This window comes from Paenibacillus terrisolis, assembly GCF_056171975.1.
The window spans coordinates 505,122-524,252 of the sequence record NZ_JBKFGG010000001.1 but is presented as its reverse complement, the minus strand read 5'-3'; the positions used below and the strand labels follow the sequence as shown (position 1 = coordinate 524,252).

At 50.3% G+C, this 19,131-nt stretch carries 15 protein-coding genes; 14 read left to right on the top strand and 1 reads right to left on the bottom strand.

Annotation, left to right across the window (positions count from 1 at the left end; genetic code table 11):
• The first annotated feature begins 80 nt into the window (after positions 1 to 80).
• The 8 genes from ACI48K_RS02250 (at position 81) to ACI48K_RS02215 (ending at position 10,300) form a co-directional block, all read left to right on the top strand.
• Positions 81 to 1,751: a peptide ABC transporter substrate-binding protein gene (locus ACI48K_RS02250; RefSeq protein ID WP_475025945.1), complete on the top strand. Its 1,671-nt coding sequence runs from the start codon at positions 81 to 83 to the stop codon at positions 1,749 to 1,751.
• A 94-nt stretch (positions 1,752 to 1,845) separates the two neighbouring features.
• Complete coding sequence (locus tag ACI48K_RS02245; RefSeq protein WP_475025944.1) at positions 1,846 to 2,784, top strand: ABC transporter permease; 939 nt, start codon at positions 1,846 to 1,848, stop codon at positions 2,782 to 2,784.
• Between the two features lie 7 nt (positions 2,785 to 2,791).
• Positions 2,792 to 3,718, top strand: coding sequence for an ABC transporter permease (locus ACI48K_RS02240; RefSeq protein ID WP_475025943.1), 927 nt, complete (start codon positions 2,792 to 2,794; stop codon positions 3,716 to 3,718).
• 11 nt (positions 3,719 to 3,729) lie between these two features.
• Positions 3,730 to 4,743 carry an ABC transporter ATP-binding protein gene (locus ACI48K_RS02235; protein ID WP_475025942.1) on the top strand — a complete coding sequence of 338 codons (1,014 nt, stop codon included), beginning with the start codon at positions 3,730 to 3,732 and terminating at the stop codon, positions 4,741 to 4,743.
• Positions 4,736 to 5,716 carry an ABC transporter ATP-binding protein gene (locus tag ACI48K_RS02230; protein ID WP_475025941.1) on the top strand — a complete coding sequence of 327 codons (981 nt, stop codon included), beginning with the start codon at positions 4,736 to 4,738 and terminating at the stop codon, positions 5,714 to 5,716. Before ACI48K_RS02235 ends, ACI48K_RS02230 begins: the two co-directional genes overlap by 8 nt.
• Positions 5,717 to 5,852: 136 nt before the next feature.
• Positions 5,853 to 8,414, top strand: coding sequence for a transglutaminase domain-containing protein (locus ACI48K_RS02225; protein WP_475025939.1), 2,562 nt, complete (start codon positions 5,853 to 5,855; stop codon positions 8,412 to 8,414).
• Between the two features lie 364 nt (positions 8,415 to 8,778).
• Positions 8,779 to 9,336 carry a hypothetical protein gene (locus ACI48K_RS02220; protein ID WP_475025938.1) on the top strand — a complete coding sequence of 186 codons (558 nt, stop codon included), beginning with the start codon at positions 8,779 to 8,781 and terminating at the stop codon, positions 9,334 to 9,336.
• Between the two features lie 34 nt (positions 9,337 to 9,370).
• Complete coding sequence (locus ACI48K_RS02215; RefSeq protein WP_475025937.1) at positions 9,371 to 10,300, top strand: RICIN domain-containing protein; 930 nt, start codon at positions 9,371 to 9,373, stop codon at positions 10,298 to 10,300.
• Between the two features lie 56 nt (positions 10,301 to 10,356).
• On the opposite strand, the gene ACI48K_RS02210 is transcribed toward ACI48K_RS02215, so the two are convergent.
• A complete protein-coding gene (locus tag ACI48K_RS02210) occupies positions 10,357 to 11,883 on the bottom strand; it encodes a M14 family zinc carboxypeptidase (protein ID WP_475025936.1) in 1,527 nt (508 codons plus the stop codon).
• Between the two features lie 67 nt (positions 11,884 to 11,950).
• Between ACI48K_RS02210 and ACI48K_RS02205 the strand changes: the two genes are divergently transcribed.
• The 6 genes from ACI48K_RS02205 to ACI48K_RS02180 all read left to right on the top strand — a co-directional run bounded on the left by ACI48K_RS02205 (position 11,951) and on the right by ACI48K_RS02180 (position 19,042).
• Positions 11,951 to 12,133 carry a hypothetical protein gene (locus ACI48K_RS02205; protein WP_475025935.1) on the top strand — a complete coding sequence of 61 codons (183 nt, stop codon included), beginning with the start codon at positions 11,951 to 11,953 and terminating at the stop codon, positions 12,131 to 12,133.
• A 115-nt stretch (positions 12,134 to 12,248) separates the two neighbouring features.
• Complete coding sequence (locus ACI48K_RS02200) at positions 12,249 to 13,511, top strand: S-layer homology domain-containing protein (RefSeq protein WP_475025934.1); 1,263 nt, start codon at positions 12,249 to 12,251, stop codon at positions 13,509 to 13,511.
• A 300-nt stretch (positions 13,512 to 13,811) separates the two neighbouring features.
• Positions 13,812 to 16,862, top strand: coding sequence for a DUF5704 domain-containing protein (locus ACI48K_RS02195; protein ID WP_475025933.1), 3,051 nt, complete (start codon positions 13,812 to 13,814; stop codon positions 16,860 to 16,862).
• Positions 16,863 to 17,027: 165 nt separating this feature from the next.
• Positions 17,028 to 18,284, top strand: coding sequence for a DEAD/DEAH box helicase (locus ACI48K_RS02190; RefSeq protein ID WP_475025931.1), 1,257 nt, complete (start codon positions 17,028 to 17,030; stop codon positions 18,282 to 18,284).
• A gap of 87 nt (positions 18,285 to 18,371) precedes the next feature.
• Complete coding sequence (locus ACI48K_RS02185; RefSeq protein WP_475025930.1) at positions 18,372 to 18,557, top strand: DUF3934 family protein; 186 nt, start codon at positions 18,372 to 18,374, stop codon at positions 18,555 to 18,557.
• A gap of 35 nt (positions 18,558 to 18,592) precedes the next feature.
• Positions 18,593 to 19,042, top strand: a complete 450-nt coding sequence (locus ACI48K_RS02180) for a HEAT repeat domain-containing protein (protein WP_475025929.1) — start codon at positions 18,593 to 18,595, stop codon at positions 19,040 to 19,042.
• Positions 19,043 to 19,131 lie beyond the last annotated feature (89 nt).

Here is a 19,131-nt window from a genome sequence, read left to right as displayed (position 1 = left end):
AGTAAACAAACTAACATGGGTGGTCATTTATATTTATATATCAACCATATTTTAAGTTTGAGAGGAAGAGGTGCAGCAGTATGAAGATTTGGAAACTGGCAGTTTTGTCCATGGTTTTGATTGTGGGATTGGCGGGATGCAACTTTAGCTCCACGTCCCCGAATGCGGGCTCGGATTCGAACTCGAACAGCAATACCGGCACGAACACAAGCTCGAACTCGGATGCGGACAAAGCATCCAATGACGGTACCATCACGGTCTATGATACGAACGAGATCAGAACCCTGGTGCAGTGGGACGCTTCCGACAGCAACTCCTTCACGATTCTGAACAACGTGTCCGAAGGGCTTTACCGGCTGAACGCGCAAAATGAGCCGGAACCGGCGCTTGCCGAAAGCTACAAAGTATCGGATGACAAGCTGACTTACACCTTTACCTTGCGCAAAGACCTCAAATGGAGCAACGGCACTCCGCTCACAGCGAAGGATTTTGCGTACGCCTGGTTGAAACAGATGAGCGTTGATGCCACCAACGGATATTCCTTTATCATGACCGACTATATCGTAAACGGCGCCGAATATCTCGACAACAAAGCCGCCGCGGCCGATGTAGGCGTCAAAGCGCTGGACGACACTACGCTTGAAGTCAAACTTAAACAACCTACGCCTTATTTTGTCAGATTGACGGTACTTCCGATGTTTTTCCCTCTAAATGAAGAATACGTAAAATCCCAAGGAGACCAATACGGTCTGAAAGCGGACAATATGATCTACTGTGGACCTTATGTCCTGGCTTCGTACGATCCCGCGAGCGGCAGCACGCTGAAAAAGAACGATGGCTACTGGGATGCGGCAAACGTTCAAGTACCAAACGTGAGCGTCCGCATTATCAAGGACCAGGCTACCGCCATGAATGCTTATAAATCCGGCGAACTTTCCAGAGTCACCCTGTCTTCCGCCGATGTTCCGGGCCTGAAGACCAATCCGGAATTCAGCTCGACCAGTGAATTCAGAACGACATATCTCCAGTACAACTTGAAGGATAAAGCCCTTTCGAACAAAAATATCCGACTTGCGCTTGGCTATGCGATCGACCGGGACACTTTGGCGGGCACGATTCTGGGAGACGGCTCGGCCCCGGCCACAGGGCTGATTGCCAATTTGATGTACGGCGACGGCACGAAATCGTTCCGCGAGTTGAACGGCAAGCTGAGCACCTTCGATGCGGCCAAAGCCAAAGATTATTGGGATAAAGGGGTTGCCGAGCTTGGCAAAGCGCCTTCCATTACCTTGCTGACCGAAGACGATTCCGTCACCAAAACGGTAGCGACCTATGTGCAGGATCAGTTCAAGCAATCGCTTGGCATCGACGTGAAAATCGACTCCAAAACGAAAAAAGCCAAAAACCAGCTGATGGACGACAACAACTACCAAATGGCTATCACCGCTTGGGGAGCCGACTATGACGACGCCATGACTTATCTGGATCTTTGGACCAACGGCTCGCCGTACCGCGGCAATTATACGAGCGATGCTTACAACGGCCTGATCGCCGACGCGAAGCAGCAAACGGATGACGCCAAACGTCTGCAGGATATGCTGGACGCGGAAAAACTTCTTCTGACCGACGACGCGGTAGTTTCACCGCTGTTCTATAGAGGTTTTGCATACATGACGAAACCAAACGTGGCTAATCTGGTAACCCATCCGTTCGGTACGCCGATCGAGTTCAAGTACGCTTCCTTGAAATAAGCCGCAACAACCTTTTAACCATAGAAACAAAGCTTGAGGAGGGGATTTCCCCTCCCTCTTGCTTTATCGAAGCAAAAAAGGAGGAAGCAAAGGGATGGCCTCTTATATAGGCAAACGGATTTTATATCTGCTGATCACGTTATGGATCATTCTGACCGCCACCTTTTTCCTGATGAAAAAGCTGCCCGGCACGCCGTTCGACTCCGAACGTTTCGCCCTGCTGCCGCAGGCCCAGCAAACGCAGTTCCTGGCGAAATACGGCCTGAACGATCCGGTTATCGTGCAGTACGGCAAGTATCTTTTGAACATTTGCAAGGGGGATTTGGGGACTTCCTTTTTCTATGCGGGCAGCCCGGTTACCGGAGTCATTTTCGGACGGATCGGCCCGTCTGCGCTGATCGGCACGCAAGCGATTCTTCTCGGCGTCTCCATCGGGCTGGTGCTGGGGATCGTCGCCGCCTGGTGGCATAACAAAGGAATTGATTATCTCACGATGATCCTGGCGGTGCTGGGGGTGTCCGTGCCGAACTTCGTGGTGGCGGCTTTGCTGCAGTATTTTGTCGGGCTCAAATGGGGCATTCTTCCGGTTGCGTTCTGGGAGAGCTGGCAAAACTCCGTCCTGCCTTCCATTGCGTTGTCCTTTGGCGTAACCGCCATGATCGCGAGGTTCATGCGGACCGAAATGCTGGATGTGCTGTCGCAGGACTACATTATCACCGCGAGAGCGAAGGGGCTCAGCCAGTTTAAAGTGGTCATGCGGCATGCCGTACGGAACTCCATCATCCCGGTCATCACCATCCTGGGGCCGATTATCGTGAATTTGCTGACCGGTTCACTGGCCGTGGAAAACATCTACAGTATTCCGGGCATCGGGAGCTTGTTCGTGGACTCGATCAAGACCAACGATTATTCCACGATCATGGGAATCACCATTTTCTACAGCGCGTTCTATATCTTCGTCGTCATGATCGTCGATGTCCTGTATTCGATTATCGACCCGAGAATTCGCCTGGCGGCTGGAAAGGGGGACTGATGTCCAAATGGCAATAAAAACGGATATACCTTTGGAGCTGTTTGAGAAAGCATCCGTCAGCGACGACGAAAAAGAGCATATCGCCGCTCCCAATCTTTCCGCGTTTCAGGACGGATGGCTTCGGCTGCGAAAAAACAAGGCGGCCGTCGCAAGCTTGGCGGTGCTGATCGTCATTTTGCTGCTCGCGATTTTCGGGCCGGTCTTATCGAAATATTCCTATTATGTCACCGACTATAAACATGTATTTCAAAAGCCGACGGCTGGGCATCCCTTCGGAACGGACCAGTTCGGCCGGGACCAATGGGCCCGCATCTGGCAAGGGACGCGAATTTCGCTGCTGATCGCTCTGGCGGCGGCATTTATTGATTTGTTCATCGGAGTGACTTTCGGAGCGGTCTCGGCTTTGTTCGGCGGCAGGGTTGATGCGGCCATGCAGCGGATTATTGAAATCCTGGTCGGTATCCCGCAGCTTATTATTGTTATTTTGCTGATGATGGTATTGCCTGCGGGCGTCTGGACCGTCGTGCTGGCGCTCTCGATTACCGGCTGGGTCAACATGGCGCGGCTGGTGCGGGCGCAGATTCTCAAGCTGAAAAACCTGGAATTTGTGATGGCGGCCCGGGTTCTGGGCACAAGCCGCTGGGCGATCATTCAAAAGCATCTTATTCCAAATACGGTCGGGGTTATCGTCATCAACGTGATGTTCACCATTCCTTCCGCGATTTTTACCGAAGCGTTCCTGAGCTTCATCGGCATTGGTCTTGCGGAGCCGAAGGCTTCGCTTGGCGTCTTGATCAACAATGGATATCAGGTTCTGCAAAATTATCCGCATCTTCTGATCTTTCCTGCGATCGTCATCGTCTTGATCATGGTTTGCTTCAGCATTTTGGGCGACGGGCTGCGCGATGCGCTGGATCCCCGAATGAGAAGGTAGGGGGGCTTAACATGGAGAATCATCTTTTGACAGTTGAAAATTTGCATATCGATATCAAAACACAGCATGGAGCCGTGAAGGCGGTCCGTGGAGCGGAATTCGCTTTGAAAAAGGGCGAGACGCTGGCGATCGTTGGTGAATCCGGCTCGGGGAAATCGATTTTGATGCGGGGGATTATGGGGCTGCTGCCTCCGGGCGCCAAAATTTCCGAGGGCTCGGTTTACCTGGAGGACACCTGTCTTTCCGGACTCCGGGAGCGTCAGATGCGGAAAATCCGCGGCGCCGACATCTCCATGATCTTTCAGGATCCGATGACTTCGCTTAATCCGACGATGACCATCGGTAAACAGATTATCGAAGTGCTGCGCGAGCATCGCCGCGATCTTTCGAGAGAGCAGCTCAAAGAGAGTGCGATCCAGCAGCTCGGGCTGGTGGGAATCTCGAATCCGGAAACGAGATTCGGCCAATATCCCCATCAGCTGTCCGGAGGCATGAGGCAGCGGGTGATCATTGCCATCGCGCTTGCGTGCAGCCCCAAAGTGCTGATCGCCGACGAGCCCACGACGGCCCTGGATGTGACCATTCAGGCGCAAATCCTCGATTTAATGAAGGATTTGCAAGGCAAAATTGACACTTCGATCATTATAATCACGCATAATTTAGGAGTCGTTGCCAACATTGCCGACCGGGTAGCCGTGATGTACGGCGGCAAGCTGGTGGAGATCGGCAGCGCACGCGAACTGTTCTACGAAACCGCTCATCCTTATACGAAAGGACTGCTTGCGTCCATCCCGAAAATGCATGAGTCAGGCCAGCAGTTATCGTCCATCCCCGGTACGCCGCCCGATTTAATGGACCCTCCGAAGGGCTGTCCTTTCGCGGCCCGCTGCGAGAATACCATGAAGATTTGCCAGCAATATATGCCGGATTACACGCCGTTATCGGACACCCACGGCGCTGCTTGCTGGCTGCTGGATGAGTACGCCAAAAAACAGGCGGCAAAAGGCGGTGAATATCATGGCTAAACAAGAACAAGAGGTCCTGCTGCAGGTCAAAAATTTGAAGAAGCATTTTAATGTAGGCAAAAATAAACAGCTTAAAGCGGTGGATGGCGTCAGCTTCGATATTTACCGGGGCGAAACCTTCGGTCTGGTCGGCGAGTCCGGCTGCGGAAAATCCACGCTGGGCCGCACCGTCATTAGATTGTATGAAACCAGCGGCGGATCGGTAGAGTTTGAAGAAACCAACGTGCACGGAAATCTGACCGCTGCGCAAAAACGCGAGCTGTCGCAGCGTATGCAGATGATTTTCCAGGACCCGTATGCTTCTCTGAATCCCCGCATGAAGGTCATGGACATTATTGCCGAAGGGATCGACGCGCACGGGCTGGCGACATCTTCCGAGGAGCGCTCCCGGATGGTGGTGGAGCTGCTCGAGACCGTCGGGCTTAGCCGGGAGCACGCCAACCGGTTTCCGCATGAATTTTCCGGCGGACAACGGCAGCGGATCGGTATTGCCCGGGCGCTTGCGGTCAATCCGGATTTCATCATTTGCGACGAGGCCATTTCGGCGCTGGACGTTTCCATCCAGGCGCAGGTCATCAATCTGCTGAAGGCGCTGCAGGAGAAACGGAATTTGACCTATCTGTTTATCGCTCACGATCTGTCCATGGTCAAACATATCAGCGACCGTGTCGGCGTCATGTATCTGGGCGCGATGGTGGAGCTTGCGGAGAGCGGAGAGCTGTTCGAAAATCCTTTGCATCCATACACGGAGGCCTTGATTTCCGCGATTCCGCTCCCTGACCCGGATTTGGAGAAATCGCGCAGCCGCGTAGCGCTGGAAGGCTCTCTGCCAAGCCCAATGGATTTGGGGGATAGCTGCCGTTTCTGCTCGCGTTGTCCTAAGGTAACGGATGTTTGCAGAGAAAAGGCCCCGGAAATGAAAGAAGTGAAACCGGGCCATTGGGCTGCTTGTCATTTCGTGGAGCAGAAGTAATAAAGGCGGGGCTTGCCGATTTATATAAGTTGAACTAAATAGAACAATTTACACGGCTGCCTTTGCAGCGAATTGCTGATTCAACTTATATAATAACCTTGCCATAGATAAAGTAACGCGTACTGGAGGAAAACAAATGCTGCTTTCGAATGCCTTGCGAAAGGCGATTCACGATAGATTCACGGAAGATCTGCCGCCTGGGCCCCTAAATGAAGAAATTCTGAGCCGGCTTGAGGAATGCGATGAAGATACTCGGGCGGTGATGGAGTTTTTTTACGGTACGATGCCGGCGGCGGATCTCGGCGATTACGACTTTTCGCTGTACCGGAAATTTGCCGATTTCGGCTTGCTTCTGGCCGAAACCTCTCCCTGGCACAAGCAAATCCCGGAGGATATTTTCCTGAACTTTGTGCTGCATTACCGGGTTAACAACGAAGCCATCGAGGACTGCCGTCCCTTTTTCCATAATGCCCTTAAAGACAGAATCCGCGGGAAAGGGATGAAGGAAGCGGCGCTTGAGGTAAATATCTGGTGCGCGGAGCATGTGACTTACCGGGCAACGGATGAAAGAACCGCTTCCCCGCTGACCGCGCTGCGCTCCTCTTACGGCCGATGCGGAGAGGAATCGACTCTGGTCGTTACGGCCATGCGCAGCGTCGGCATCCCGGCGCGCCAGGTTTATACGCCGAGATGGGCTCACTGCGACGACAATCATGCCTGGGTGGAAGTGTGGTGCGACGGGGCATGGTATTACCTGGGCGCTTGCGAACCGGAGCCCGTACTGAACCGGGGCTGGTTCAACAACGCGTCCGCCCGTGCGATGCTGGTGGATGCCAAGGCATATCTTCCGATTGCCGGGGAGGAGACGATCAGCGAAAGCGGCCATACGTTTATCATCAATGAACTCGGCCGCTATGCGGAATCCAAAAGTTTCACCGTAAACGTAGTGCAGGATTCGCTGCCCGTTCCCGGCGTGACCGTGCACTTTGAGATGCTGAACGGTTCGGAGTTTTATCCGCTGGCGTCTATTGCCACGGGCGAAAGGGGAACCGCCGGCTTGACCCTGGGACTTGGCAGCATCCATATTCACGCCGTGAAGAATGGATGTTTCGTCGAAGCGGTCGTAAATACGACGGAAACGGATGACTTTACGCTGGATTTCTCTCAGGCCGTTTCGTCCGAGCCGGTGGGAGAGACCGATTTCAACTTCATCGCTCCGAAGGACAGCGCGAGGAACCAAGTCCAGCTAACCGATGAACAAAAAGAGCAGCGGCGCCGGGTAATCGGCAGCGCGGATCAACAACGCAAAGAATATATGAAGGAATTTTACCGAAAGGAAGAAGCGGAGAAGCTGGCGGCGATGTTCAGCCGTCCTGAGGCGGTCATCGATATTCTGAAAGCGGCGGAGGGAAATTTCCGGGAAGTCGCCGATTTTCTGTCTCTGGATTTTGGCGAGGAGAACAAGGAACTGCAGTTGCGGATGCTGGAATCTTTGACGAGAAAGGATTACCGGGATTTGACCGGCAGCGTTCTTGCCGAACATTTCAAGGCAGCGCTGGAATACCGAAAGAACTATCCTTTGGATGTTTTTGTGCCGTATATTTTGTCGCCCCGTGCGCATTTTGAGCAGTTGACGCCTTACCGCGAAATGATCTCTTCGCTCTTCGACGAAGCGGCAAAGCAGGCCTTTCGGAGAGACCCGAAGCGAGTGTGGGACTATACGGAAGCCTTTGCCGCGGATTCCGGACGTCATCACGGCCAGTTGACCGGAACTCCGGGCGGCATGCTGCGCAGCGGGCTGGCGGGAGAGAAGGGGCGCAAGGTGCTTTTTACAGCGATTTGCAGAACGCTGGGTATTCCGGCCCGTATTCATCCGGTGGATCTGGCCGTGCAGTATTACGCGGACGGGAGCTTCATAAACGCGGAGGAAAGTGAGAATGAAGAACACAATCAAGCCGGACTGATCCTGGCGGGCGGCGATGAAAAATGGTTCTTTCTGAACAATTGGACGATTGCCGTTTTGAAGGAAGGCGCCTATCAGTCCTTGGAGCTGGCCGATCGGATCTGGGAGGGAGGGGAGCTTAAGCTTTCCCTTCAACCGGGCGTTTATCGGCTAATCACCTCGAACCGGACGCCGAACGGGAACCAGTTTGCGAGAAAATACATTTTTCGGCTTGCCGCCGGCGAAATCCGAACACTAGCCATCTCCCTGCGTGAAGTCGAAGTATCGGATATGGTGGCCGACATTGCTTACGCGCCTTTCACCCTGTTGGATGAAAACCGCCAAGCGATTTCGACGGAAACGATATGCGGAGACAAAAACGCCGTGCTGGTTTGGCTGGAAGAGGGACATGAACCGACGGAGCATGTTCTGAACGAATTTATTCAGGCGCAGGATGTGTTGAATCAAACGGATTGCGACATCGTTTTTATCATTCGCGATCGGCATGCGCTCGATAACGAAACCTTTAGAAAGGCTCGCCTGGCGCTGCCTCGTTCAAAGGTGTACTATTCCGATTTCTCCGACACGGCCGTAACCATGGCGCGCAGAATGTATGTTGACCCTGACAATCTGCCGCTTACGGTAGTGTCGCGGGACGGGCGCGGCATTTACGCTTGCAGCGGATATAACGTCGGTATCGTCGGTCTGATGATGAAAATCATAAATTTTACAGCAGAACCTCATTCCGTCAATTAGACATAACAAATGGTTGATGTATAGACTGTTGCAAACGGAAATCATGAATTAATAGAGGGGTTAAAGGCCAGAATTTCATATGGAGTGCCGGTATTTTATAAAATGCCGGCACTTTTTTTGTTGTGTTCACTCGCCAAAGGACGAGGGTTCAACCAATTCGACTAAAAATATCCTATAAATGCAAATTTTGTTGACACCCGAAATAATAGATTGCATAATGGAAGTGTAATTTACAAAATTTTACAGAAATATTATATTTAAATAATTTAAATATAATATTTTTCGGGGAAAGGAGGGGGGGAGAGTAACCGGAAAAAGGGTTTTGGGAACCGCCGCATGTATTCTAGCAATCATAGGTTTTATCGTGTTTCGTTTTCTATCGGCCGGCGGACCTGCCGAAAGCAAGGCCATTGCTCATGACGCGGCTTCCACGGGTGAGCTTTCGCTGATTGCTGCGTATAACCTTGCCCTGCAGAGCGCCAGAGAGTGGCGGCCGGAGGCGCAACTGCTTTTGATCACCAGCGTGGATGACGATCTAAAGGAAATGGCCGGAACTGCGGGGAAGCGAAAAAAATGGAATCTGCTGTTTGCCGACGTCTCCGCAGAAGAAACGCTTCGTGTTTCTATTGAAAACGAAACAATTATAGGGACGGCGGAGACTAAGGAAAAAACCTTGGAGAAAACTTTAATCCATCCGGACAGCATCAAAGTCGATTCTACCGATCTCATCGAAAAGGCGATCACGGATTTTAAACTTAAACCCGGCGCGGATTGGGCCAACGGATATCATTTTTCACTGATGAATAATGGTGAAAGAACCTATGTGATTGTTACGGGACTCACCGGAAACCGGCTGTTTACGCAGGTATATTTCGATTCCAAAACCGGAGCGTATATCGGCTCCAACGTGAAATCGCAGTGAGGCAGCACCAATCTTCCGAAAAGGATGTGTATTTATGATTAGCAAACCGTTTGCGAAAAAAGGATGGTCCGTTGCTCTGGCCGCAATCATTACAGTGGCGTCGGCGGGTATTTTTCACCCGGCCCAGGCTGCTGCTGACGCTATCGTCTCCGGGCAGGTGTACAAGCTGATCAACGTAAACAGCGGCAAAGCCTTGGACGTGGAAGGAGCCGGAACGGCCAATTATACGAACGTCGATATTTATACCGACAACGGCACTGCCGCGCAAAAATGGGCCATTTTCTCCAATGCGGACGGCTCTTATAAATTAATCAACACGAACAGCCAAAAGGCGCTTGATGTGTACGCCGCCGGAACGGCCGACTATACGGATGTCGACATTTACACCGACAACGGGACAGCGGCGCAGAAATGGAACATCGTAACGAACAATGACGGCAGTTATAAATTAATCAATACAAACAGCAAAAAAGCTCTGGACGTGTATGCCGCCGGAAAGGCCGATTACACAAACGTCGATATTTACACCGATAACGGCACGGCCGCGCAGAAATGGAATATCATTCGGGTGGACAACAGCACCCCGGGGAATCCTGGCAACCCTGGCGGACAGCTTTATTCCAATCAGGATTTTACGGCGTATACTTCTCCGGTAGGCGGACTTACGGCTTCGGGAGTGCCGCCTGTTCCATACACCACAGCGGCCGTGCATCCTTCGGACCGCAACAATCCTTATTCGGCCCCCATTATCCCGTTCGGCTCGATCATTACTACCACCAAACCGCTGTATCTTCCCGGCTACGGAAATAAAAGCACCTTTGTCGTGCAGGATAAAGGCGATATGTCATTTGCCAAATCCCAGTATTGGGTAGACATCTTCTTCGATTACGAGAACAATCCGAACGCGGTGCCGAACGCCATCAATTTTGGCAACCAGATCATCAGCTACACGGTAAGCCGATAGGTAATAAAACCCACCCGTTTAAGCACGGGTGGGTTTTTTCGCAAACTTGAGGAAGGTTATAAATTAGCTGCTTCATCCGCAGGAATCGTTTCAACGGGTCCCGATCCAACTGGTTCTTGCGGCTCGTTTGATTGAATCGGTTTCAGGTTCAACTGCTGTCCGTCGATCCATGCACTACCGCCGCCCTCGGTCACTATTTGCAGCCAGTTGTTCCACTTCCCGGTGACCTGAACGGTTTGCGCAGGCAGGGACGCCGCCTTTGGCGAAAAAGCGTCGGGATATGCGTAGGCGACATTGTTTCCTTGCAGATCAACCGTTGCCGCCGTCATTTCCACCGCAGCCAGCATCCCCGGAGAAGGATGAATCCAGCCGGTTCCCGAGGCCGAGGTTACTTGAGTCCAATCGCCTTTGCGCCCAGTGATTTGAAGGGGCTGCTCCATCAAACGGGCAATGCGGCTTTTCGCTCCGGGGTATGAGTATAAATCGGTTTCCGACAACAGGCTCGCGGAGTCTATCGCATACTGAAGCTTTTGCTTTTGCAGCCAAAGATCATAGGATTTTTTGGCCGAGTATGCGCCCACCGTTTTGTTTTGGGACCACACCCGATTGAATTCGTATAAAGGCACGCTTCCCTCGCCGGCATACCTGCCGACTTCAATGGTAAAGCCGGGCCGGCCGTAAGTTTGGACGAACCAATCCTTAAACCCGCCTCCCGACGGGTTTTTCTCCGGCTTTACGAGAGAATAGCCCGTCAGATTTCCGAGATCCGTCGCGATGGCTTTGTCGCGGGCCAGATTACTGGCTAACGTGTGGAAATTCCAGAAGATGATTTCTCCCGAGGTGTGGTAGGAAATCGTCAACTCCGGGTCGATCTTGTTCGTAAAGTCCATCATCGTTTGAACTTCCACCGCTTGCACCGGCTTGCTTCCTTTGTAGTTCTGGTACCACGGATAACCTACCTGGTCTCTGATCGTACTCCAGGCGGCGGGATACTGACGGTTCAGGTCGATCCCTTCCATATTTGCTTTCCAGCGGTTGAAGTTCGCGCTGTTCCCGTTGTATTTGCGCAGCAGCGAAGCAATACTGGGAGGCAATCCGGCCGTACCCTGCTGGGATAACGTAACTCCGTCCGGGTTCACCATCGGTACGACCCAGATGCTGACTTGATCCAACAAACCGCGTATGTCATAACTTGAAATTTGCGAATGGCTTGAATATGCCATGGCATATGTATCGATCATTTCCATCAGAAGCGATGTGGTCATCCACTCTCTGGCATGGTGGGAACCATTGAGAAACAGCGCCGCCTCGCCTCTGCCCAGCTTCACGGCCCATAATTCCCGGCCATACTTGGTTTGTCCGAGAGATTCATAGGATACCAGATCGGGATAAGCTTCCGCCAGTCGCTCAATATCCCTGGTCATAACTTTGTAGGAATAGATTTGGTTCGGATCGACGATGCCCGGATTGGGCGAAGATGCCGCTTTAGCGGTATGGGGAATTGCCAAATACGAGGAAAAAAACAGAAAACTTAAGAGAAATGCGACAAGCCTGAACGTCCGCCTTTTCATAGATGGTATCATGATGTCTCCCACTCCGTTTCTTGGATGTCTAATATAAACTATTTATTTAGTGGGAGTATAAGGGGAATTGATAGAGCATGTCTATGATTTTATTCGACAGCGTATAAAGAATGCGAATGTTGCAACTGTTGAAATATTAAAAGAATTTTATTCTGATGTTTATAGAAAAGAATGGGCTACCCTTGATCGTCTTTATGCCTTCAAGGTTTTTAGTTTTTTTGAAAGATTGCCTAAGAAAATTTCTCATTAAACTAAAGATCAACAAAATACGACAAAAGTTTCTTGAGACAAGTGGTATAATTTTACTAATTAGAGAGAGAAATGAAGCGGCACTATCCTATCACTAACTAAAGAGGATGAGCTAAATGAAGAAGAGACATGTCTTAACGAAGAGAATAGCTATAGGGATGGGGGCTTTTTCGCTTTTGCTGAATTTGTCTCCTGTTTTGGCGGAAGCTACAGGCTTTAAGGACGTATCCGACCAATACTGGGCGGGCGCCAGCATCCAGAGTGCGGTGGAACAGGGAATCGTAAGCGGGTATCCGGACGGATCGTTTCATCCCGAGGATAAGGTCGCTAGGTCGGAATTTATGAAAATGGCCGTTTTGGGGATGAAGGTGTCGGTGGAAGCTGCCGAGGCTTCTCAGCCATGGTACGTGCCTTATGTCAATGCTGCGAAAACCGCCGGGATATACCAGGACGGAGATTTTGCGTCAGCGGATTTAACCCAAGCGATGACACGCATGGAGATGGTGCATATTGCGGTCCGGGCTATTGGGGGAACCGCAAAAAACGATGATGAATTCATGTACATAGCTGCCCAAAAAGGGTTGATCTCCGGGGTATCGGGCGGCAATCTGGATCCAAAAGGCACGACGAGCAGAGCGCAGGCCGTGACCGTAATTCAGCGGGTTCAGCAGGTGAAGGCGGGCGTTACACTCCCGGTGGACGCGCTTGCCGTGGCCAAAGCGGAGAAAGTGATGAACGCCCCAAAAGACCCTTGGGGACGAGCCATACGAACGACAAACTTGCCGACCAATTATAAGGACTACCCCTACATCCTTGAGGATTTGCCGAATGAAATGTATGAGATGAAGCATGAGAATCATATCGGTACTCCCGAGTCTGCAGCGGAGCTTTTAAGCAACCCCCAAATTTCCAAAGAAATTATCGATGGCTGGATGTCCATAGTAGAGCAATTCGGTCAATTGTCATTAAATATCGATTATAAGACCATGGGCCCGAATTGGGTTAAAGATCACCTGCCGATAACAAATTACCAGTTGGATCCTTATAGTTACGTTGGAGACTATGTGAGTTGGGTAAAGAAAAATCATATACAAATAGAGGGAAAGCTTACTCCCGATCCTTCTTTAATTTTTAGCAGGGACGGTTATATTTACGTGCGTTCCCAAATCAATTTCCGAATTAAGAGTTTCGATAAAAACGAGGAAATTTTTGATGATAGATGGTTCCCTAAAAACACATATAAGAAAAATGTGTGGTATACAGGATACACGGATATAGAGTTAAACAATATAACCTTTAATGGGACTTTTAGACATTACAAAATGGCGGCCTCGGCATCCATTTTTCGCTATAGTAGCATAAAAACAGCCCAAAAATAGACTGAAAAGCAGTTTATTTTGAATAGGATGCGGGTGGTATGCATGTTTAGAGTGAAGCTTGTTTTTATGATACTTTTAGGGGCGGCGCTTATATTTAACTATTCGGCTCCATTTGTTTCTGCGGCTAACGATTCGGATATCTATTTTGACTCCGGGGACAATTTGCATATCAATATCACCTCAACAGCGGCAACAAGCGATATTAAATTTAGAACAGTTGGGTGGCAGGTAAGAAATGCCCCGTCTTGTGATTCCGGAAAAAATCATTGCGATCCCCGAAAAGCAGGTAGAGCCATTTTTATGATCGAAGGTCATCAGACGGGTCAGAATCCTGAACATCCCATTCCTGGAGAACCGGTAACCACTTACTTTCAATTTTCAAAAGAAGAAGTGGAAAAGGCATTTTTCCTAGTATTGAAAGATGCCTTTTCCCCAGGGCAGAAGCTTTACTTCAGCGCTATTATGGTCTCCATCGATGGAACACCCAATAATGTCAGAAAAGGGCCTTTCTATACGTTAAATGAACCGGACGATCGAAATGGTGGAGGGAGCGGCGGAATCCAGGGAGCAGAAAGCTGGGCTCACCCGGAGGATTTAAAAGACTATTTTGACATTGCTGTTCCATACGATCCGTTAGAGCCATTGAGCGTCATTTACCGGATTGTTTATCCGGACGGGACGCGCCAGGAGCTTGCTCCCGAGAATAATGGAAACTACCATTTATATGACAATGTTACGGTAAACCTTGACGAGACGTTAATCGGACCGGATGGGAAGAGCTATAAACTGTACAAGTCCTACCTCAGGCCGAAACTTGATTCAAATAAAGTAAAATACCCTCAGTTTACCGGCGATCCTGGACTCAGCATAAGGAAATTCACGATGGATATCGGCGGAACCGACGTGATTGGGGAGTATAAAGGGGAACTTCCGCCTCCGCCGGGGCCCACTTGCACGGAACCGACACCCGGTCAAACCAGAGATGCTGAAGATATGGCTCCGAATGTAAGTGCTGTAATTCAAGCGGATAACCGGGGGAGAGAGCTTTTTGACGCCGTCAAGGGTATTCCGACTTCCGAGAGCTTGTATGGTAACGTGTTGTCAAAAAGTTATTTATCCAAGAACAGGTTTGTGGAAATGTCCGGAACCTGCACCTTTACCATTAGGGTAAACAAAACCTATAACTTGTCCTGGGATCCGGGGCAGGAGGTTACCGAACCGGACGGAACAACGCATACCGAGCCGGATCCCCAAATAGACCGTGAAGATCGGTCATACGATTATGAGATCGAACGGCCGTATTCCTATTGGGTGATCGATGACTTGGAAGTTTATGAAATCAGCGAAGCGGAGTTATGGAATTATGCATTTAACAGTGGTGGAATCCAAATCGATCCGAGCGGATATTCGCCTCCCGATTATAGCGCTGAGCAGTCCGGCGGTTTCACTCCGCCTACTCCGCCGCAAACTGTCGATGCGCCTTCTGCTAATCTGACCGGCGGTAAAACCAGACCAACGGTACCAACAGAGGATTTCAAACCCGAAGCGGAAAAAGTGGTGGAGAAGGTCAAGGTGAGAAACGATTCCTTGACGTTTAACGGCGGCACGATCATGAATGGGACCGAAACCGAGGAGAAGGGAACGGCGCCCGGGCAAATCCCGTTGGCATCGCAGATTAACGAAAACGTGTTGTACAGTCCGGGGCATGTGATTCCGGTCAGCAAAACGAACAGAGCGAATCAGCCAAGCACAGGGACGATCTATTACGGCCTGATGAGCGGCAATATCAACGGCGGGGCGGATGTGGACTTCCCGATTTACGGGATTAACAGCGTGACGGTACATACCCCGGTCGTGAACTACTCGTCCATTTCCGACGATCAGGCGCATAACCAGAAGACCGTACCGGACTCCGAGCGGGCGGCGTTAATTCTGGAGCGTCCGTTTACGGTAAGAATTCCGACGGAAGGGCCGCATTTGGACAAAAACGACTATCCGGGATACGGCAATCATGATTACTCCAAATATTTTCGCAAGAAGCAGGTACGCTTCCCATTCGATGTGTACAACGAAAACCGGACGCAATTCATCCCGAAAAACACCTGGATCGATATTCCGGTGAATCAATTGGACACCACCTTTTTCCTGCCGGTCTGGGTAGATGAGGGAGATTACCAGGTATACTTCCGGAACATCGCGGAAAACGCGCCGAGCGATAATACGGACCAGTGGGAGCCCGATGCCAACCTGGATCTGATTCATCATATTGCTTCGGATGAGGTGTCGGTAGAGGTCATTGGGCGGTTGTATGATTTTGAAATTACGGATATTGCGGACTATAACTGGGAGACGGTATTCCGGACCCAAATCGGGAGCAGTGAACCGAGGGGCATCTCCTACTGGATTGGGCAAAGGGCGATCGACGGAGATCCGCGGGGAAACCGGGAGCCGTTCAGTTTGTCGATCCACCCGGGGAGCAACCCGCTGCCGGGTTACAAGAATGTAGCGATCAAGACAGGGTATCACTTCAAGTTCGACTTCAAGACGAAGGGCAATATGTTTGGTCCGCAGGACAAGATCCGGATTACGCCGTCGTTTACGTATGTACCGGAAACAGGCGGAACCGGGGAGCCTGTTGATTTGTATTACCGGACCAACAGCCGGCAGTTCGTAAAGATCGGGTCGAGTGAGGACAAAGTGCAGCGGTATGTGATCTTGAACGAGCGGCTTCGAAACGTGCCGACGGAGGAACTGGAAGACACGGCGTCCTATAAGTACGACAACTATCATCCGTTGCCGCAGCAGGGGAACATGAGGAAACCGGAGTATGAGGATTGGTACCGGCAAAAATTCACGAAAGAGAAGACGCCGGTTGGCGGGTACAGCCTGCTGCTGCTGCCGGAGCAGCTGCGGACGATGATCGGGCCGAAGACGAATCTGCCGGTTTCGGTTGATGTGCAGCGAGCAAATGCGGCGATTCAGAAATGGTACGGGGAATACAGCTTGCCGGCGGATCCTTATGTGGTGGAGGCGGGAACGAATATCGCGGAATACGGGCGCACGCATCAGGGGCTGGACGAAAAATCGCCGATTTTCCTAAAAGACGGATACATCATCGTGAACTTCAATATCGAAACCATTCAAAACGGAGATCTGACGAACCCGCATCTGCAGTACATCAAGGCGCCGTTGATGGAAAAGCTCGGACAAACGCAATGGCAGATGGAAGGCTTCCAATCTGAAGTTGTCGATCCGTTTGGCAATCACTTTCGATTGGAGCAGGGAGACGTCGTCTTCTACCATGCCGACAAATCGAGCCGGGATGACTTTAGCTCGCAGGTGCCCCAGTAATTAGATTATGACAAGTTTGAATCGGAGATCGTTCGAACAAGAACGATCTCCTTTTTTGCCAAACTCTTGGCAAGGAAAATGTTGTTCAGCCTTACATCCCGTGGTACACTACAATGATGTGAATAGATTAATGTAATATAAATAATTTAGCAGTTAGGAGCAAAGATGCAATTTAATGAATTAAACATAATTCCGTCTATTTTGAAGGCTTTGGACCATGAAAATTACAAGGAACCTACGCCCATTCAAGAAAAGGCCATTCCGCCCATTTTACAAGGCAGGGATTTGCTGGGATGCGCCCAAACCGGCACAGGGAAAACGGCTGCATTTGCCATTCCCACGCTGCAATTGCTTAGCGAAGAAAGTTTGATCCCAAAAAACCAGCGAAAAATTCGCGCGCTCGTGATTACGCCGACTCGAGAGCTGGCCCTGCAGATTTATGAAAATTTCAGCGCCTACGGGAAGTTCACTCCATTAAGATCTGCCGTTATCTTCGGAGGCGTATCTCAAAAGGCCCAAGAGGTGGCGTTACAAAGAGGAGTGGACATTCTCGTTGCAACTCCGGGCCGGCTGAACGACTTAATCAATCAGAAGCTCGTGGATTTAAAGCATTTAAATATACTGATCCTGGATGAAGCGGATCGAATGCTGGATATGGGGTTTATTCATGACGTCAAAAAGGTAATCGCTAAAACTCCGGCGAACAAGCAAACGCTTCTTTTCTCGGCCACGATGCCGGACGCCATTGCCAAGATGTCAAACACCATATTAAAAGATCCCGTGAAAGTAGAGATTACTCCGGTATCCTCTACGGTGAATACGATTCAGCAATATGTCTATTTTGTCGATAAGGAAAACAAAAGGGACATGCTGCTGCATGTCTTAAAAGATAAAACCATCGAATCCGTGATCGTGTTTACCCGAACCAAGCATGGAGCAGACCGATTGGTGCGCCACTTGGCAAAAGGACATATTCATGCGGGGGCTATTCACGGGGATAAGTCGCAAAATGCCCGTCAGCTTGCTCTAAGCAATTTCAAAAACCGGGTGCTGCGTGTGCTGGTTGCTACCGATATCGCGGCAAGAGGCATCGACATCGACGAGCTTTCCCATGTGATCAACTATGACCTGCCGAATATTCCGGAAACTTATGTACATCGCATCGGGCGGACAGGGAGGGCGGGGCTTAGCGGCGTGGCCATTTCTTTCTGCGATTTCGAAGAAAAGGCATATCTTGCCGATATTGAAAAATTGATCGGTAAACGGATCACGGAGGTTAAAGATCACCCTTACCCGTTGCTGAATACAAACCCTGCGCCCAAAAGCGAGCAGCCAGGTAAAAAAACGCAGCAGGCTAAAAAAGTTCAGCAAAGCAAAAAAGCGCCCCTGAATAAAAAAATGCCAAGTCCTTCCCAAAGGTAGCCTTTTGCAGAGTCGTGATTTGCCAGGTACAATAGGGTAAACTAAGCGAAACGAAGAGTCAGCATAAAAAAACCCGCAGTGGAGTGAGTGAATATGGCTAAAGGCAAGGGCGGAACGGGCAGAGGAACGGATAAAAAAGGCTGGAATCGCTGGCAGGCCAGTGCCAATAGAAAGAAGAACGCCCCTAAGCCTTATACCAGTAAAGGAACCAAGAAGCCGAATGATGCAGCGGTACCCAATCAGGCAGTTCAACCCAAACCGGAAACGAAATAACGAGAACTTAAGCTAAGGAGCTGGAACTTGTAAATATGGAAATGGATAAGGAACAACAAAATCAAGAATCGTTCTATAAGGAAATGAAAAAAACGGTGAACCGTACCTCAAATTGGAGAGAAAGACTTCAGGCCGTTGAAACGTTGGGCCAGTGGGATAGTGAGCAAAGCGTCGATATTTTAAAACACGTGATGAATAACGACCTGGTGTTTCCGGTTCAGAAAGCGGCTTTTCAGCAGCTTAAGCAATTGGGTCAAAGGGCAGAGCTTCCGCCGAAGAGAACGGGTGAGTTGTTTAAAGGACTGACGAAGCTTCTGCTTAGAATCAAGAAAAGCCTGCCGGCAGATCATACCTTCGAGCAATTCGAAGAAAAATTGAAAAAGATGAGAATCGACGTCTATGATACATACGAAGGCGATAAAGGCGAAGAGTTTCGTCCGTGGCTTCAAGATAAATGGGCTTCGCTAGCCATTTATCGGAAATAGAACTGTAAAGTCTTATTTGACGATCCACTCGCTTAACTGAAAAAGAAAGCATCCGACCCCGGGCTTGCCAGCGGGTGCTAAACGGGCCG

Excerpts from the sequence above, each read along its gene's own strand:
- ACI48K_RS02240 (WP_475025943.1), top strand. The coding sequence starts at position 2,792 with ATGGCAATAAAAACGGATATACCTTTGGAGCTGTTTGAGAAAGCATCC.
- ACI48K_RS02180 (WP_475025929.1), top strand. The coding sequence starts at position 18,593 with ATGGAAATGGATAAGGAACAACAAAATCAAGAATCGTTCTATAAGGAA.
- ACI48K_RS02225 (WP_475025939.1), top strand. The coding sequence starts at position 5,853 with ATGCTGCTTTCGAATGCCTTGCGAAAGGCGATTCACGATAGATTCACG.
- ACI48K_RS02190 (WP_475025931.1), top strand. The coding sequence starts at position 17,028 with ATGCAATTTAATGAATTAAACATAATTCCGTCTATTTTGAAGGCTTTG.
- ACI48K_RS02245 (WP_475025944.1), top strand. The coding sequence starts at position 1,846 with ATGGCCTCTTATATAGGCAAACGGATTTTATATCTGCTGATCACGTTA.
- ACI48K_RS02195 (WP_475025933.1), top strand. The coding sequence starts at position 13,812 with ATGATCGAAGGTCATCAGACGGGTCAGAATCCTGAACATCCCATTCCT.
- ACI48K_RS02210 (WP_475025936.1), bottom strand. The coding sequence starts at position 11,883 with ATGATACCATCTATGAAAAGGCGGACGTTCAGGCTTGTCGCATTTCTC.
- ACI48K_RS02230 (WP_475025941.1), top strand. The coding sequence starts at position 4,736 with ATGGCTAAACAAGAACAAGAGGTCCTGCTGCAGGTCAAAAATTTGAAG.
- ACI48K_RS02215 (WP_475025937.1), top strand. The coding sequence starts at position 9,371 with ATGATTAGCAAACCGTTTGCGAAAAAAGGATGGTCCGTTGCTCTGGCC.
- ACI48K_RS02200 (WP_475025934.1), top strand. The coding sequence starts at position 12,249 with ATGAAGAAGAGACATGTCTTAACGAAGAGAATAGCTATAGGGATGGGG.
- ACI48K_RS02235 (WP_475025942.1), top strand. The coding sequence starts at position 3,730 with ATGGAGAATCATCTTTTGACAGTTGAAAATTTGCATATCGATATCAAA.
- ACI48K_RS02250 (WP_475025945.1), top strand. The coding sequence starts at position 81 with ATGAAGATTTGGAAACTGGCAGTTTTGTCCATGGTTTTGATTGTGGGA.